Below are 16,603 nucleotides of genomic sequence, written 5' to 3'. Positions count from 1 at the left end.
AAATGATAAGGGCGGAGCAATCCGCCCTTTCTTGTTTTCATCTACAGCTATTGCAAACAACTCAATATTCAACCATATGGTTGACTATTGATTTTAATAATGTATATTCAACCTCATGGGTGAATAATGAACGATGATGCTTTGTCACATACTCTCAAGGCCGTCGGAGACGTTACGCGTCGGCATATTTTGACGCTTCTTGTTCAGGAAGGCGCTTCAAAAGTGACTGTACTCGCCGCTCATTTCGACATGTCGCTCAACTCGGTCTCCAAACACATCAAGGTGTTGGAAGAGGCCGGATTGGTCACCCGAAAGACTTTGGGCCGCGAGCATTTCATCGCTGCGAGACTAGAACCAGTGCGAGAAGTGGAAGCCTGGTTCACGGAACTGAAGTCTGTCTGGGAACTGCGCCTTGAGGCGCTGGAGAATTTACTCGTTTCAAAGGAATAAGAAAATGAGTGAGCTTGAACTGACAGTCAATCGCAGGATCGCTGCTCCACGGGAGAAGATTTTCGATGCATGGCTTTCGCCATCTACCCTTGCAAATTTCATGCGCGTTCCACCCGACAGCGTCAAGCCGTCTGATGTGAAAACGGATGCGGTGAAAGGTGGGCGCTTCTCAATTCTCATGCACACAGTCGACCGCGACGTGATGCATACAGGCACTTATCTGGAAATTAAGCCCCACTCGCGGTTATCATTTACCTGGAGTTCACCTCATTCGCCGGACGACAGTGTCGTGACAGTCGATCTGACAGAAGTTGATGCCAACACAACAGACGTTACCCTCAACCAAGTGAAATTCCGTAGTCAAGAAGAGCGCGAAGGTCACACCAGAGGCTGGACGGCAATTCTTGCGAATTTTGACCAACTGGCGCAATAAGCATTAAAAATTCCGGGCGTTAGAGCGCCGATCTGATTAAATCAGATCGGCGCTCTAACCATCTGTTTTTACGCGCATCTTATCCGAAAACCGTTTCACACTTTTCGTGATACGCTAATACCCGGCTTTTCTTTGAGAATTACTTCTTCACCAGCGTTACAACTGTTTCCACATGCGAAGACCACAGAAACTGGTCAATCGGTGTCACGCGGGTGATGCGGTAGCCGCCCTTCACCAGAATTGCGAGATCGCGCGCCAGCGTTACCGGGTTGCAGGAGATTGCAACAACCTTTTCTACCTTGGATTTGGCCAGCTCCTGTGCCTGTTCTTCAGCGCCTGCGCGTGGTGGATCGAAGACAACGGCATTGTAAGGCAGCAATTCCTTCGGCATCAGCGGTCGGCGAAACAGATCGCGACGTTCAACCGAAACAGGCTTTAAGCCCTGCACATAGCGTATGCCACGATCAAGGGCAGCGAGTGCCAGCGCATCATTTTCAATCGCGTGGACTGCACATTTTTCCGCAATACGCAGTGCGAATGTACCTACACCGCAGAAAAGATCGGCAACACGCTTGGATTTGCCAAGATGTGCAACAACGAGCGAAACCATTACTTCTTCGGCTTCAACTGTTGCCTGCAAAAAACAACCGGGGGGCACTGGAACAGGCACTTTGCCGAAATGAATAATCGGCTTTTTGGGTTCGACGATAATTTCGCCTTCATGAGAAAGCCGTGCAAAACCTTTTTTCATGATCAGTACGGTCACCGCACGGCGCTGTTCGTCGCTGAGTGTGCCGCAGCCACTGGCAGCAAGATCGAGGCCGGATTCAGTTATGGTTGCAGCCAGTTTGAATGGCTTTGAACCCGGCGCAATCAGCGCGCCTACTTCGCGCAGGTCATCAAGACGCGCGATAATTTCAGGAACCGTAACTGCGCATTCGACAATATCAATGATTTCGTGGCTCTGATGGCGGTTAAAGCCAAGCAGAACGCTCTTCTCGGTTTTGCGCACCGCAAAGGTTGCACGGCGACGCGACTGCGGTGCGCAAGTAACCAGCGCATCCACCTCAACGTCAAGGCCACGGCCCTTCAACGCTGAAACCACCAGTTCGCGTTTCCATGCGCGGTAAGGTTCATCCTGCCAATGCTGCAAAGCACAGCCGCCGCAATCTTCAAAATGCTGGCAGGCCGGGTCCTGACGTTCATCAGATGTTTCCAGCAGTGCCATCACCGTCGCGCGGTTCTTGTCGCGGGCCACATTGGCGACTTCGCCGGGCAGCGTGAAAGGTACAAAAAGCTGGCCATCGGACAAATTGGCGACGCCATCGCCCCCCGCACCTATTGAGCGGATAGTAATTTGCGTCGTCATTGATCTTTCTTTCCTGCCAAGAGATATTCACGATTGCCATCGCCGCCCTCAATGGGTGACGGACAAAGGCCGAGCGCGCGCCAACCAGCTTGCGTCTCCAGCCATGATCTCAGTTCTTCTGCTATGCTTTCGCCTATCGACGGGTCGCGCAAAATGCCGCCCTTGCCGATAGCCTCGCGGCCAGCTTCAAATTGCGGCTTTACGAGAAGCGCGCAGATAGCATCTTTTTGCGCTAACGCCAATGCCGGAGGCAATGCGAGCTTCAGCGAAATGAAACTGACATCCGAAACCACGCAACCAATATCGCGTCCATCAAGATAGCTAGCATCAAGTGCTCGGGCATTGATGCCTTCCTTGTTGGTCACACGCGGGTCATTGCGCAGCGTCTCGTGCAACTGATCATGACCGACATCAATGGCGATGACATGGTTGCTGCCCCGCGCCAGAAGCACTTGCGTAAAACCACCGGTAGATGCGCCTATATCAAGTGCGGTTCTGTCTTTGACATCAAGACTGAAATGATCGAGAGCCGCAATCAGCTTCAGCGCTCCGCGCGAGACATAGGCACTGGCCGGATCATCGACTGTAATTTTGGCCGAGCGCAAAACTGTCTGTCCGGGCTTGGTTATTGACTTACCATTAACCTGAACCGTGCCGCGCTGAATGGCATCGCGGGCGCGAGAACGTGTTGCAAACAACCCAAGCTCGACCAGCAACTGGTCAAGCCTTGGGCTCTTGTCATTTGATTGCTCACTCATCGATCAGGCGCGAAAAGGAGCCGCGACTTCTTCGCGACCTAGCGCTGCAAAGACCGTGTGCACGATACCAGCGCGGTCAAGACCGGCATTTGCATACATCACTTCCGGCTTGGCATGGTCCTGATAGGTATCGGGCAGTGTCAACACGCGCATCTTTAGGCCGCGATCCAGCAAACCATCGGTGGCGAGGAATTGCAGCACATGCGCCGCAAAGCCACCAACAGCGCCCTCTTCAATTGTCACAAGCACTTCATGCTCGCGTGCAAGGCGGCGGATGAGATCATGATCAAGCGGCTTGGCAAAGCGCGCATCGGCAACGGTCGTAGAAAGCCCAGCAGCAGCCAGTTCGTCAGCCGCGCTCAGGCATTCCTGCAAACGCGTTCCAAATGATAACAATGCGACCTTCGTGCCTTCACGCACGATACGGCCCTTGCCGATTTCAAGTGGTGAACCGCGTTCTGGCAATTCAACACCGACGCCATCGCCGCGCGGGTAACGGAACGAAATCGGACCTTCGTCATAATCAGCAGCCGTGCGCACCATGTGGCGCAGTTCCGCCTCGTCTGATGCCGCCATCACAACAAAGCCCGGCAACGCGGCGAGGAAGCCCGTGTCGAACGATCCCGCATGGGTTGGACCATCAGCACCGACCAGACCAGCGCGATCAATCGGAAAACGCACGGGCAGATTCTGAATCGAAACATCATGTACGACCTGATCATAGCCGCGCTGAAGAAATGTCGAATAGATAGCGCAAAACGGCTTATAGCCTTCAGTGGCAAGGCCTGCTGCAAAGGTGACCGCATGTTGTTCGGCAATGCCGACATCGAAAACTCGTTTTGGGAACACTTCGCCAAACAGATCAAGCCCGGTGCCTGTTGGCATAGCCGCAGTGACGGCTACGATCTTATCGTCGTGACGGGCTTCTTCAATCAAGCTGGAGCCAAAAATCTTCGTATAGCTTGGCGCATTTGCCGGCGGCTTCGACTGCTTGCCAGTGATCACATCAAACTTGTTGACACCATGATATTTGTCGGCAGCGGCTTCCGCAGGTGCATAGCCCTTGCCCTTTTGCGTAACCACATGGATCAGCACCGGACCGTCCTGCGTATCACGGACATTTTTCAGGATCGGCAAAAGATGGTCGAGATTATGCCCGTCGATAGGACCGACATAATAGAAGCCGAGCTCCTCAAACATTGTGCCGCCGGTAAAGAAAGCCCGCGTGAACTCTTCCGACTTGCGCGCCTTGTCCTGCAAAAATTTCGGTAGCTTCTTGGCAACCTGCTTGGCGGCATCACGCACGCTGCGATAGGTTTTACCGGAAACCAGACGCGCCAGATAGGCGCTCATCGCACCGGTTGGCGGCGCAATCGACATGTCATTGTCGTTGAGGATAACGATCAGGCGTGCGTCAAGGGCACCGGCATTGTTCATCGCTTCATAGGCCATGCCTGCCGACATAGAGCCATCGCCGATAACCGCAATGACATTGCGCTTTTCGTCCGAAAGCTCACTTGCAACTGCCATGCCAAGGCCAGCAGAAATAGAGGTCGACGAATGCGCCGCGCCAAACGGATCATATTCGCTTTCAGTGCGCTTTGTGAAACCGGACAGACCGTTTTCCTGACGCAACGTGCGGATGCGATCGCGGCGTCCGGTCAGGATTTTATGCGGATAGGCTTGGTGGCCAACATCCCAGATGATGCGATCATGTGGCGTATCAAAAACATGGTGTAGAGCCACTGTCAGTTCAACAACACCAAGTCCCGCGCCCAGGTGCCCGCCCGTTGTAGAGACTGCGTCAACCAGTTCGGCGCGCAGTTCTTCAGCCAGTTGCGGAAGATCTGTTTCCGGCAATGCACGAAGGGCTTCCGGTGTCGGAGCTTTATCGAGCAATGGGGTGATGGGTCGGGACATTAAAACAACCTGTTGTTGGTTCGATTTTTCTTTGTCGGTATAGCAGCAGCGGGTTCAGATCAAGTATGCGGGACATCGTGTCCTATGCGCGAAAGCGGTTCCCGTTCAAACGGAGCCATAACAAATGCTTTAGCTTTTTGTTTTGCCGCTTGAGCTGGAAATGCTCCATCATTCGGGCAAAGGTATGAATTCTTCCTCATCTCCCGGTACAATATCGAAACGACCGCTGCGCCATTCTTCCTTGGCCTGCTCAATACGCTCTCTTGAAGACGAAACGAAATTCCACCAGACATAGCGCTTTGAGCCAAGCGCTGCCCCGCCGAACAGCATAAAATGCGCGCCTTCGGGGCCAGCTTGCACAACAATATCATCGCCGGGTCTGAACGCCAGCAGCCTGTCGGGCGGAAATACTTCGCCAACAATGCCGACATTACCGCGCAGCGTATAAATCGCGCGCTCTTCCGTGGTTGGCGGAATATGAAACCGTCCACCGGGCAGCACCTCAATATCTGCATAAAGCGTTTCGGCATGTTGGATCACAGGTGATGAGACGCCATGCATAGAACCGATAATCAGCCGTCCGTTAAACTCGCTATCTTCCATCAGGGGCAGTTCAGGCGCATTGGTATGGTAGAAATGCGGGTCGATTTCCTCCGCTTGCTCTGGCAATGCAAGCCATGTCTGAATGCCGGAGATAGCTAAAGGACCGTTGCGCTCTTCTTCAGGTGAGCGCTCGGAATGCACGATTCCCCTGCCCGCCGTCATAAGGTTCACGTCGCCCGGCTTAATCACCATTTCCGTGCCAAGACTGTCGCGATGGCGGATATGACCATCGAACAGATAGGTCACTGTTGAAAGACCAATATGCGGATGCGGACGTACATCAAGTGCATCGCCATCACGTAAAATGGCCGGACCCATGCGGTCGAAAAAGATGAAGGGTCCAACAAGCCGTCGCTTCACGGTTGGCAATGCTCGACGCACTTCCAGCCCGCCAATATCACTTGTCCGCGGGATCACCAGCGTTTCAATTGCATCCACAGAAGTCTTGTCGCCAAGCACGGGATCAGGACAGGGAAAGAAACTCATCGGAGTGCCACCAAACAAAATCGCACCGGCAAACTGCTTGCCGATGCGCCATGCTCAAAAAGATAGGGGCCTATTAGCGATTGTGCAACAGGCGTGACAATTCGTTCGTATCTGGCACTTGCCCATTCGTTGTGAGCTTGTCGACCAGCCCCGGTAGAACTTGCGAAAGCTGATTAAGCAGTTCCTGCTGGTCAATGCCTGCATGTTCAGCAATTTCGCTCAATGTCTTCTGTCCAAGCGCATCACCAAGCTGGCCCGGCTCAATCTGGTGATTGCCACCCTGCCCGACCCATGAATCAACTTTATCGCCAAGACCTGCCTGTTTGAGCTGGTCAAGAAGACCGCCAAGACCGCCGCTCAGCGGACCTGGTGCAGCGGGTGCTGAAGCTGCGCCGCCGCTTGCAAGCGCACCACCAAGTAAGCCACCAAGACCACCGAGGATGCCGCCAAGCAAGCCACCGCCACTATCGGCCTGTTGTGCCGAATGATCCGGGACAGATGCAGGTTGTTCCGGCTCTTCACTATGCCCTTTGAGCATTTTTCCGACAAGCAATGCACCCAGTGCAATCAGAACCGGCTTGGCAAGGCTGCCGCCGGGGATCGGCGAGTTGTTGGAATTGTCGTCATAACTTCCCATCACGCGATACTCCCTGTTGGTCGCTGTGGTTTTTTCACACGCGATAAGTTAAGGTGAAATAAGTTTACACCTTTGGCAAGCATTATACCTTGCCAAATCGAAACTATTGTGAAAATTTTCTAAATGCTTGATGTAAAATCTTATTTTCGCAATCGGAGATATTAGATGTCTATTATAAGCTGGATTATTCTCGGACTTATCGCTGGTTTTATCGGCAGTAAAATTGTCAATAAAAGCGGTCAGGGACTGTTCTTCGACATTGCGCTCGGCATTGTCGGAGCGATTATCGGCGGCGTCATCTCTTCATTCCTGTTTGGCCGCGGCGTCACAGGTGCCTTCGATCCAATCAGCCTGATTATTGCCATTCTCGGTTCTGTCCTTGTGCTATGGGCATATCACAAGATCACTGGCAAGCGTTCCATTGGTTAGAGCGCTTTTCGATCTGATTAAATCAGATCGGCGCTCCAACTATTTGCTCAAACGTGCATCCCGAAAATCGTTTCACACTTTTCGGGATGCACTCTAAAAAGCATAATACAATGTTTCGGGTTCGATTTAAATCGAACCCGAAACATTAAATACTCCTGAGGAAAGCGCCGCCGCGTTGATGAGCTTCATCGAACACTACATAGCCGCCTATGGCGCTTTCGCAATCTTCGTGATCGTTTACTTCGAGTCCTTTGGCGCGCCTTTGCCAGGAGAAAGTGCTTTGATTGCCTGTTCGCTTCTGGCGTTGCACGGGACATTGCACATTGAGCATGTGCTTTTTGCGGTATTCATCGGCGCTGTTCTGGGCGACTGTACCGGCTATCTGATCGGACGGTATGGCGGACGAGCACTCATCCTTCGCTACGGTCATCATGTGAGGCTGACGCCGGAACGGCTTGAGCATTTTGAGAAAATATTCGAGACAAAAGGTATTTATGTCGTTGCCACTGCACGCTTCGTCGTTCTGCTACGGCAATTAAATGGCATAATTGCAGGTTCCATGAAGATGAACCCGCTGCATTTTTTAGCAGCCAATATCGTTGGCGCTGCTGGCTGGACCCTCGTCTGGGGGCTCGGTCCTTATATGTTGAGTGGCGTGCTTGCACCCTATGCCACTCACCTAAAACATTTTTTCCATTAGCCGCCTATGAAAACAAGATTTTGGGTGAATCATCATCTGTTACTTACAAGCAACAGTCGATCTGGAATACTCAGTATCTTATTTAAATTCGACAGTGTTGCCTAGTCATTAAAACTTCACTAATATGACATGTAATTGATATTGCTTGTTTTTTTACGCTCTCTATAAGCGGCTCCGTCACACCTCACTTACGGAGACATTTTATGAGGGTTAAGCATTTTCTCTGCGCTTCGGCTGCAGTATTTTCCTTCGCTTCCGCTGCACAGGCTGCTGATGCGATTGTTGCACCAGAGCCAGAAGCAGTTGAATACGTCCGCGTTTGCGATGCATACGGCGCAGGCTATTTCTACATTCCAGGTACCGAAACCTGCCTTCGCATTCACGGTTATGTTCGTGCGGACATCAAGGGCGGCGACAACGTCTATGCCAAAACCCTCAGGGCCCATGATCGCGATACCTACGACTATCTGACCCGTTTCTCGCTCCGCTTCTCGACCGCTTCGGAAACCGAACTCGGCACCTTGAAGACCTATGCTGAAACCCGCTTCCAGTACCAGAATGGCGCTGATGCAAGCTCGACCGGCACTCTGCGTTATGGCTACATCCAGCTCGGCGGCCTTCGCGTTGGTCTTGATGAATCGGCGTTCGTAACCTTCACTGGCTACCTCGGCGACGTCATCAATGACGACGTTATTCTGGCAGGTGGCACCCGCACCAACGCAATCAGCTATACCTTCAAGGGCAGCAACGGCTTCTCGGCCATCGTTGCAGTTGAACAGGGTGGTAACGGCGACTCCAACGGTTCCGTCACGATCAACGACTACATGCCACACGTTGTTGGTGGTCTGAAGCTCGCTCAGGATTGGGGTTCGATCGCTGGTGTTGCAGCTTACGACGCACTCAATGAAAAGTGGGTGGGTAAAGCTCGCCTCGACGTAAATGTAACTGACCAGTTCTCGGTTTGGGTACAGGGCGCTTACAAGTCGAACGACGATACTTATGTCGCTGGCGTTCGTCAGATCGATAGCTTCTACGGCACATGGGGCGGCGATTGGGCTGTCTGGGGTGGCGCGAAGTACAAGATCAACAAGAAAGCCGCCTTCAACATCCAGGCCGCTTACGAAGAAGCTGATCGTTTTGCAGCAACAGCAAACATCGCTTACACGCTCGTACCAGGCTTCACTGTAACGCCAGAAATCTCGTACACCAAGTGGAACGACGACAAGTCGGTCCTTAAGGGCAAAGACGCGATCCAAGGTATGGTTCGGTTCCAGCGTTCGTTCTAAGCAATATTGCTTAGATCAAAATTGCGTCGCTAAAGCTTCCCGACCTCCAGTCAGACTGCACGCGACACAAAGAAATAGCGGCTCGAAAGGGCCGCTATTTTTATATTACGAAAGAATTTTAGACAGGCTTATTCCGCGTCGAGCGGCTCTGTTCCGATAGGCTGACCATCACGACCAATGCGGATTTTCTCGACTTTGTCTTCGGCGGATTTGAGCAGCGTATCGCAATGCTTCTTCAGCGCTTCGCCGCGCTCATAGATACGAATGGACTCTTCCAGCGGCACATCGCCCCGCTCCAGAGCATCGACGATCTTTTCAAGCTGCTTCAAGGCATCCTCAAAGCTCATAACTGCAATGTCGGTGTTGGACGGTTCGGTTACCATGGTTTATCCTTTCAACAGCCGCGTAATATGGGAAGACGCGGACTGCGACAAGCCCTCAAGATCATATCCACCTTCAAGCACACTCACCAGTCGGTGGTTGCAGAAGCGCTCTGCGCGCTCCATGAGCTTGCCCGTCGCCCAGTCGAAATCCGCCTCATCAAGATTAATCTCAGCAAGCGGATCGCGGTGATGTGCGTCGAAGCCAGCCGAAATAAGGATCAAATCTGGCCGGAAGTTGTCCAAAGCAGGCAATACACGACTATTAAACGCTTCGCGGAATTCACGACTACCGGTATTGGGCGAAAGCGGTGCGTTGACGATATTGCCAACGCCTACTTCATCCTTTCGACCTGTGCCGGGAAAAAGCGGAAACTGATGGGTCGAGCAGAACAAAACACTCGGATCATCTTTAAAAATATCCTGCGTGCCGTTGCCGTGATGTACGTCCCAGTCAACAATCGCAATGCGCTCCGCACCATGATGCCGCTGCGCATGACGCGCGGCAATGGCCACGTTGTTAAACAGACAAAAGCCCATAGCAGTTGCAAGCTCGGCATGATGACCCGGCGGGCGTGAGGCGACAAAGACATTATCGGCCGCACCTGAAAACACGTCATCGACCGCAGCATTTGCGCCACCGATGGCCAGAAGCGCTGCTTCCCAGCTTTTAGGGCTTACGTAAGTATCGACGCCGAGCTTGCTGATCGGCTGCGGGGCTTCCTGGTCGTCTATCCCATCAGGAATTTGCTTGCGGATTTCGTCGATATAGCTTTCGGGGTGCACAAACAGAATCGCATCTTCTGATGCCATTTGCGCTTCCACACGGTCGAGACGGTAAAAATCCGGCCCGTCCAGTTCGCTCATCAGCGCGCGAATGCGATCAGGCCGCTCGGGATGTCCGGGCGGCACGATATGTTCAAGATAGGTAGGATGCCAATAGAGCCGTGTTGTCATTGCGATCCTGTAGCATCTTTAGCCGACAACACTGTGTCAGATGATTTCCGTGCGCGAGATATTAATGCCGAAACCTTCTAGACCAACATAGTGACGCTCACGCGATGCCAGCAGCACGATCGATGTGATGCCCAGATCTTTCAGAATCTGCGCACCAAGACCAATCTGGCGCCATTCTTCTTCGCGGGCCACAGCTTCCGCATGGGCTTCGTGTTCGCCAAGCAGAGCTTCACGCGCACGCGCATCGCGGTGATCCGCACGAACCCCGACAGAACCTTCGCGCAGGTAAACCAAAACGCCGCGGCCTTCCTTGCCCATACGCTTCATGATCTCGTCGAGATTGCTACCCCCATTGCCGAAAACATCATTAATCACGTCTTCGCGGTGCAGACGGACAGGGACTTCTTCGCCGTCACGGATGTCGCCAAAGACAACAGCCACATGCTGCATCGGCTCCCACGGAAGCTCATAAGTATAGGCATGAGCCGGACCTGCGCAGGTATTGATGGCAGCATCACCGATGCGCTTAACCAAAGTTTCCTTGCGCTGACGGTAGGCAATGAGGTCCGCGACCGTGACGCGATGCAGCTTGTGCTGCTCCGCAAAGCTCGTCACATCAGGACCACGCATAACAGTGCCATCATCATTGATAAGTTCGCAAATCACGCCAATTGGCGGCAAGTTTGCGAGCTTACAAAGATCAACCGCCGCTTCCGTATGACCGGAACGCATCAGCACCCCGCCTTCCCGCGCAATCAGCGGGAAGATATGGCCAGGACGCACGAAATCCGAAGCACCGGCATTCGGGTTTGCAAGATTGCGCACAGTCAGCGTGCGGTCGTCGGCAGAGATCCCAGTGGTCGTGCCATGGCGATAATCAACCGTGACCGTAAAAGCAGTGGTGTGAGCCGATTCATTTTCCGCAACCATCGGTGCCAGATTAAGGCGCTTCGCTTCTTCACGTGGCATCGGCGTGCAAACGATGCCCGATGTATAGCGCACGATAAAGGCCATTTTTTCCGGCGTGCAGTGAACTGCGGCAACGATCAGATCGCCTTCGTTCTCGCGTCCGTCATCATCCATGACCACAACGATTTCGCCACGCTCGAAAGCCCGCAGCGCATCAACGACCTGTTTCTGATTATAGCTCATTTCAGCCTCAATGGTTGTACCACAGCTTCAGTCGAAAACCGGCCCTCAGTTCCTGAAACTGAACTCACTTACACGCATTATCCTACTCAAAACCGCTTCACACTTTTGCTGGAAATGCTTTTATACGCGTCCTGTCTGTCCGCGATGGCGCAGATAATGATCGGCAATGGCACAAGCGACCATCGCTTCGCCAATCGGTACAGCGCGGATGCCCACGCAAGGATCATGACGACCCTTGGTCATCACATCAACCTCTTTACCAGTGCTGTCGATGGACTTGCGCGGTGTGAGGATCGACGATGTCGGCTTGACGGCAAAACGCGAAACAACCGGCGCGCCGGTTGCAATGCCGCCCAGAACACCGCCCGCATGGTTGGAAAGGAAAAGCGGCTGACCATCATTGCCAATACGCATTTCATCGGCGTTTTCTTCGCCGGTCAGACGTGCCGCTTCAAAGCCATTGCCAATTTCGACGCCTTTAACGGCATTGATCGACATGAGATAACTCGCAATATCCTGATCAAGCTTGCCGTAGATTGGCGCACCAATGCCAGCAGGGACACCATCTGCAACGATTTCGATGATCGCACCAATGGACGAGCCATTTTTGCGAATGCCATCAAGATAATCAGCGAAAACCTCAACAGAACCAGCATCCGGCGTGAAAAAGGGATTGTTATCGACTTCGTTCCAGTCCCAGCGCGAGCGATCAATGTCATGCACACCCATGGAAACCAGTGCGCCGCGCACTTGCAACCCCGGCACGACCTTGCGCGCAATCGCACCAGCGGCAACGCGCGCTGCCGTCTCACGCGCTGAAGAACGTCCGCCGCCACGATAATCGCGAATTCCGTATTTGACGTCATAGGCATAATCGGCATGGCCGGGACGATATTGCTTAGCAATATCGCCATAATCCTTGGAACGCTGATCGGTGTTTTCGATCATCATCGAAATCGGCGTGCCGGTGGTGGTCATGGTCACACCATCATCACCCAGAAGCACGCCGGAAATCACACGCACCTGATCCGGCTCGCGACGCTGCGTCGTATATTTCGACTGTCCCGGCTTGCGCTTGTCAAGATAGGACTGAATTTCGGCTTCGGTAAATGTGATGCCGGGAGGGCAACCATCCACGACGCAACCAAGCGCAATGCCATGGCTCTCGCCCCAGGTTGTTACGCGAAACAGATGACCGAAACTGTTATGAGACATGAGCTAAACCTGATTACGGAGCGCCTTTTCCGGCAAGATATGGGGCGGTTTTATTGGCCTTTTGAGCAACGGTCAAATTATTGCTGGGAATAGCGCATCAGGATCGCAAAATTTCCATCAGATCATCCACATGCCGCATTCTTTTTGACACATTCCACCAGCTAAAATGCACACACAAATGAAATTGCTTCCTTCGGTTTAAGTGCTTAGAGCTGGCTGAAAAATCAGGGAGCAATCGCAAAATGCAATTCGTGTCGAATCAGTCGGTGGACGGTCGGGCACTCAAATGGAGGATGGCACCCATGCAGTATATTGTGGGACTGCTCTTTATCATTGCGTCGCTCTTTTCGACCGTTGCAATGGCAGATGACGTCGAAGGCAAGATCACTGGCATCAATCAGGACAAGGAAACAATTACGCTCGATGACGGCAAGACCTATAAGTTGCCGGGCGAGTTTGATTATTCCGCCATTAACAAAGGCATGAAGGTCATCATTCTTTATGATGAAGCCGACAATACGCGCTTCGTCACCGACATTCAGGAAGCGCCATAAGATCAGCTTACTGCAAGCACTAGACCCGTGTCGTATTGGCGAACAAAATCGACGCGGGTTCCATTCCAGTGATAGCTGTAGTGCCGACCCTGAACGGGAATCGTTATAACATTCGGCCAGAAAATGCCGATACAAGAGCCACAGCGCATCCGCACACTTGGCCAGAGAAGCCCGTGACTTCCCGCTGCGCGTAAATCTTTTCCCTCAACATGTGAAGCCTCATAGTCAACCGGATCAAGCACGCCCGGAACGTCGCTCACATCGTCCAGTTCCCGTTCAACACTACCAATCAGCACCCGAAAATCGGAAGTCCAGCCGGGTTCTTCACTTGTTGCACGCATGAATTTTTCATGGTGATGGATGGTTTCCGCAACTGCCACATCTTCGCGATCAGCGGCATAATAAATACCGTAGCTGCCATCGCTGAAGCGTCCCGGACGAGTTGTCGAGCAATGCACAAAGGGTGCCATGACATAGGTTGCACCCTGCCCGGCAACGCGCCGATTGGCAGGCACCTTGCCAAGATCGCCTATCTCAAACCGAATGCGCGGGTTTGTCTTTTCCTCGACCGAAGCCAAGGCCTCCCAATCACGCGGATCAGCAATATCTTCAAACAGGTCGATTGGCGGATGGATGGAGCGGATGATGCGAAAAGTCTGCGGCCAGTGCACATGCCGTTTTACGGCGAGACCACTTACCATGCACCGCGCTCCGCGTTGAGCCATTCTCGCAGTGCAGCAAGATCTGAAATTTCACCACGCAACATGAGATCGAGCGCCGACAAACCGCCGAACGCGCCATTCGGCTTTCTGATCCACGCATAGCCGCGCGCGGCATCGCGGAACATATAGCGCAGCCCTTTATGAACACCCATCAGATGCGCCATGCGCATGCGCAAATCGCGGTCGATGCACCCGACAGAGCCATCTTTCCAACGTGCCCATGTCCGCGCAGACATATCGCCTAACAATGTGCAAGCTTCCGCATCAGAGAGCTTCCAGACCCTCAGCAGATTGACCGTTGTGCGTGCCAAAGCCCCCGCTTCTTCCTCGGTAATCGCATTCGTCAGAGTGCCTGCTGGCGTGATACTAATCGGCTGAAGTTCCATGTCACACCTTTCTTATGGCGGAAGGATAACATAATTTTGCCAAATGGCAAACCAGCCCACCGTAAACCACGTCGTTGCTAGACTTTTGGAGGCGAGTCTGTTTGTGTCAGAGAGATGGGGCCTCCAATAATCCGGTCAGGCCGAGTATTGAATGTTGGGGCAAGCATCGATGGATGATCCGATAAAATCACTCGACAGGCCTGGCAACAAATCCGCGCAGGCACGCTATGTATTCTTTGCTGCGCTGACTGGAATATTGACCGGAGCTGTCGGGTCTTATTTTCATCTGATCATTGATACATTGATGACATGGCCGCAAAAGCTAGGCCAATACATCACCGGAACATCGCTTATCGTTGCGGCAGCACTGTTTACAATGTGCTGCACAGTGCTTGCGGCTTTCATTGTTCGTCGTTTTGCACCCGAATCCGGCGGCAGTGGCGTTCAAGAAATTGAAGGCGCAATGGAAGGCTTGCGTCAAGTCCGTTGGCGGCGCGTTTTGCCAGTGAAGTTTCTCATGGGCATCACATCAATCTCATCCGGCCTCGTTCTGGGTCGTGAAGGCCCGACCATCCATATTGGCGCATCGCTTGGTGCCGCTATTACGGATTTCTTCAAAGTCAGCGAAACCGAGCGACGTGGGATTCTCGCGGCTGGTGCGGCTGCGGGTCTTGCTTGCGCCTTTAACGCGCCGTTGGCAGGTGTTTTGTTCATAATTGAGGAAACGCACAAGCAGTTTCCTTACACATTCCGCACCTATATGGGCGTGATCGCTGCGGCTCTTCTGGCAACCGTTATGACGCAGATTATCGGCGGAACTGCACCCGATATGTCGATGCCGGATGTAAAAGCAGCACTTCAACATCTCCCCGCGTTTGTCGTGCTCGGATGTCTGCTTGGCTTCGTTGGCGTGGCGCTGAATGGTGGCATCATGTGGGCAGTGGATTTTGCAACGCGTATGCACAATCGCGTGCCTTATCTTTATCCGGCGATTATCGGGCTATGCGTGGGCGCACTGTTCATTGTACTGCCTTATTCGGTTACCGGCGGCGAGCATATTATCATGGAGCTTGCACACCAGAAGACCGGCTTGGCATTGCTGCTTCTGCTGGCGTTTGCGCGCTATTTCACGATGGTCGGCAGTTATTCCACTGGTGTTCCGGGCGGTATTTTTGCACCAATGCTCACATTAGCGACCTGTGTCGGGCTGGCATTTGCGGGCATCATCAGCGTTCTTCTGCCTGATGCCGGCATCATGCCGCTGGCTTTTGCGATTGCGGCTATGGGCGGGCTGTTTACGGCATCGGTTCGAGCACCAATTGTCGGCGTGGTTCTAACGCTCGAACTCACGGGCGCCTATGGCATGGCGATGCCGCTGATTGCCACCTGCCTCACCGCCAATCTTGTTGCACAATGGATTGGTGGCAAGCCGATCTATGAACAGCTTCTCGACCGAACATTGGCGCAAGCTGGCATCAAACCGAAAGACAGACCAGAAGAATCACAGACGGGACTTGCCTGAAACGAGGTCTGAGTTCACTCAGACCCACTCAAGCCTGTTGTTCTCGAATTTAAGAATCTTATCCTGCGGTATCGAGAGATTAGCGGCAGCATGGCCGTCCATATCGCCGTAAAGATAGAACAGCGTGCGAATGCAGCCGCCATGCGTCACGCAAACAGTTGGCCATTCAACTGCTTCGACCCAGCGGCCTATACGCTGCGACAACCGCATATAGCTTTCAGCAGTCTCGCCCGGCGGTATGAAATTCCATTTATCCTCGGCACGTGCTTCCAGAAGATCTTCGCGCTCTTTGGCGATGTCTTCCATCATGAAGCCCTGCCAGTCGCCGAAATTCACTTCCATCAATTGCGGATCGGTGCGGAAATCATAAGGGTCGAGGCCCATGCGCAGGCGAATGCGTTCCATGGTTTCACGCGTACGGCGCAGCGGGCTTGCAACAAAATCGTAACCGGCGCCATCGCCGATGAGAGATTTCAGCATATCGCCATTCCGGTCTGCCTGCGTGCGACCATGAGCATTGATATCAATATCAAGTTGCCCCTGAATGCGCTGCGCAACATTCCAGTCCGTCTCACCATGACGCGAAAAATAGATGATCTCGCGGGCCAAAATTACACCTCTGTCTGCCATCAGTTTAATGTTTG

Annotated in this window: 19 protein-coding genes; 7 read left to right on the top strand and 12 right to left on the bottom strand. The window is 53.0% G+C overall.

The genetic code is table 11. The annotated features are described in order from the left end of the window. The first annotated feature begins 126 nt into the window (after positions 1–126). Together CEV31_RS07940 and CEV31_RS07935 are read left to right on the top strand one after the other, a co-directional pair. Complete coding sequence (locus tag CEV31_RS07940; protein WP_094506459.1) at positions 127–450, top strand: ArsR/SmtB family transcription factor; 324 nt, start codon at positions 127–129, stop codon at positions 448–450. Between the two features lie 4 nt (positions 451–454). Beyond that, complete coding sequence (locus CEV31_RS07935; protein ID WP_094506458.1) at positions 455–883, top strand: SRPBCC family protein; 429 nt, start codon at positions 455–457, stop codon at positions 881–883. A 139-nt stretch (positions 884–1,022) separates the two neighbouring features. Here CEV31_RS07935 and CEV31_RS07930 read toward each other — a convergent pair whose 3' ends face one another. The 5 genes from CEV31_RS07930 to CEV31_RS07910 all read right to left on the bottom strand — a co-directional run bounded on the left by CEV31_RS07930 (position 1,023) and on the right by CEV31_RS07910 (position 6,656). Then, a complete protein-coding gene (locus tag CEV31_RS07930) occupies positions 1,023–2,252 on the bottom strand; it encodes a class I SAM-dependent RNA methyltransferase (protein ID WP_094506457.1) in 1,230 nt (409 codons plus the stop codon). Next, positions 2,249–3,010 (bottom strand): TlyA family RNA methyltransferase, encoded by a 762-nt coding sequence (locus tag CEV31_RS07925; protein ID WP_094506456.1) that lies wholly within the window; start codon positions 3,008–3,010, stop codon positions 2,249–2,251. The genes CEV31_RS07930 and CEV31_RS07925 overlap by 4 nt, the downstream gene beginning before the upstream one ends. A 3-nt stretch (positions 3,011–3,013) precedes the next feature. After that, positions 3,014–4,930, bottom strand: coding sequence for a 1-deoxy-D-xylulose-5-phosphate synthase (dxs, locus tag CEV31_RS07920; protein ID WP_094506455.1), 1,917 nt, complete (start codon positions 4,928–4,930; stop codon positions 3,014–3,016). A 168-nt stretch (positions 4,931–5,098) separates the two neighbouring features. Then, positions 5,099–6,019 carry a pirin family protein gene (locus tag CEV31_RS07915; protein ID WP_094506454.1) on the bottom strand — a complete coding sequence of 307 codons (921 nt, stop codon included), beginning with the start codon at positions 6,017–6,019 and terminating at the stop codon, positions 5,099–5,101. A gap of 73 nt (positions 6,020–6,092) precedes the next feature. Then, entirely contained in the window at positions 6,093–6,656 is a 564-nt protein-coding gene (locus tag CEV31_RS07910) for a YidB family protein (protein ID WP_094506453.1), read from the bottom strand. 165 nt (positions 6,657–6,821) lie between these two features. On the opposite strand from CEV31_RS07910, the gene CEV31_RS07905 reads away from it, so the two are divergent. The 3 genes from CEV31_RS07905 (at position 6,822) to CEV31_RS07895 (ending at position 9,071) form a co-directional block, all read left to right on the top strand. Beyond that, positions 6,822–7,085, top strand: a complete 264-nt coding sequence (locus CEV31_RS07905; protein WP_094506452.1) for a GlsB/YeaQ/YmgE family stress response membrane protein — start codon at positions 6,822–6,824, stop codon at positions 7,083–7,085. A 178-nt stretch (positions 7,086–7,263) separates the two neighbouring features. Next, positions 7,264–7,785, top strand: coding sequence for a DedA family protein (locus tag CEV31_RS07900; protein WP_094506451.1), 522 nt, complete (start codon positions 7,264–7,266; stop codon positions 7,783–7,785). 203 nt (positions 7,786–7,988) lie between these two features. Further along, on the top strand, positions 7,989–9,071 hold the full coding sequence (locus CEV31_RS07895) for a porin (protein WP_094506450.1): 1,083 nt from the start codon (positions 7,989–7,991) through the stop codon (positions 9,069–9,071). A gap of 128 nt (positions 9,072–9,199) precedes the next feature. Here the strand turns inward: CEV31_RS07895 and CEV31_RS07890 are convergent, their stop codons facing one another. The 4 genes from CEV31_RS07890 to aroC all read right to left on the bottom strand — a co-directional run bounded on the left by CEV31_RS07890 (position 9,200) and on the right by aroC (position 12,775). Beyond that, positions 9,200–9,454 carry an exodeoxyribonuclease VII small subunit gene (locus CEV31_RS07890; RefSeq protein ID WP_094506449.1) on the bottom strand — a complete coding sequence of 85 codons (255 nt, stop codon included), beginning with the start codon at positions 9,452–9,454 and terminating at the stop codon, positions 9,200–9,202. A gap of 3 nt (positions 9,455–9,457) precedes the next feature. Beyond that, complete coding sequence (locus CEV31_RS07885) at positions 9,458–10,408, bottom strand: histone deacetylase family protein (RefSeq protein WP_094506448.1); 951 nt, start codon at positions 10,406–10,408, stop codon at positions 9,458–9,460. 36 nt (positions 10,409–10,444) lie between these two features. Continuing rightward, on the bottom strand, positions 10,445–11,560 hold the full coding sequence (gene ribB / locus CEV31_RS07880) for a 3,4-dihydroxy-2-butanone-4-phosphate synthase (RefSeq protein WP_094506447.1): 1,116 nt from the start codon (positions 11,558–11,560) through the stop codon (positions 10,445–10,447). A gap of 120 nt (positions 11,561–11,680) precedes the next feature. Next, positions 11,681–12,775: a chorismate synthase gene (gene aroC / locus CEV31_RS07875; protein WP_094506446.1), complete on the bottom strand. Its 1,095-nt coding sequence runs from the start codon at positions 12,773–12,775 to the stop codon at positions 11,681–11,683. A 302-nt stretch (positions 12,776–13,077) separates the two neighbouring features. Here aroC and CEV31_RS07870 point away from each other — a divergent pair, with 302 nt between their 5' ends. Then, entirely contained in the window at positions 13,078–13,329 is a 252-nt protein-coding gene (locus CEV31_RS07870) for a DUF1344 domain-containing protein (RefSeq protein WP_079211564.1), read from the top strand. A 2-nt stretch (positions 13,330–13,331) separates the two neighbouring features. Here the strand turns inward: CEV31_RS07870 and CEV31_RS07865 are convergent, their stop codons facing one another. Both CEV31_RS07865 and CEV31_RS07860 read right to left on the bottom strand, forming a co-directional pair. Beyond that, positions 13,332–14,030 carry an RES family NAD+ phosphorylase gene (locus CEV31_RS07865; protein ID WP_094506445.1) on the bottom strand — a complete coding sequence of 233 codons (699 nt, stop codon included), beginning with the start codon at positions 14,028–14,030 and terminating at the stop codon, positions 13,332–13,334. Beyond that, on the bottom strand, positions 14,024–14,437 hold the full coding sequence (locus CEV31_RS07860; protein WP_094506444.1) for an MbcA/ParS/Xre antitoxin family protein: 414 nt from the start codon (positions 14,435–14,437) through the stop codon (positions 14,024–14,026). The genes CEV31_RS07865 and CEV31_RS07860 overlap by 7 nt, the downstream gene beginning before the upstream one ends. A gap of 151 nt (positions 14,438–14,588) precedes the next feature. Between CEV31_RS07860 and clcA the strand changes: the two genes are divergently transcribed. Then, the gene (gene clcA, locus CEV31_RS07855; RefSeq protein WP_235818050.1) at positions 14,589–15,959 is read left to right on the top strand and encodes a H(+)/Cl(-) exchange transporter ClcA; all 1,371 of its coding nucleotides are present in this window, start codon (positions 14,589–14,591) and stop codon (positions 15,957–15,959) included. An 18-nt stretch (positions 15,960–15,977) separates the two neighbouring features. Here the strand turns inward: clcA and CEV31_RS07850 are convergent, their stop codons facing one another. Then, the gene (locus CEV31_RS07850) at positions 15,978–16,568 is read right to left on the bottom strand and encodes a histidine phosphatase family protein (RefSeq protein ID WP_094506583.1); all 591 of its coding nucleotides are present in this window, start codon (positions 16,566–16,568) and stop codon (positions 15,978–15,980) included. Positions 16,569–16,603 lie beyond the last annotated feature (35 nt).

The sequence above is a fragment of the Brucella thiophenivorans genome, assembly GCF_002252445.1.
In the GTDB taxonomy this organism is placed as follows: Bacteria; Pseudomonadota; Alphaproteobacteria; order Rhizobiales; family Rhizobiaceae; genus Brucella; species Brucella thiophenivorans.
The sequence above is the reverse complement of the archived record's forward strand: the minus strand, read 5'-3'. Positions and strand labels throughout refer to the sequence as shown.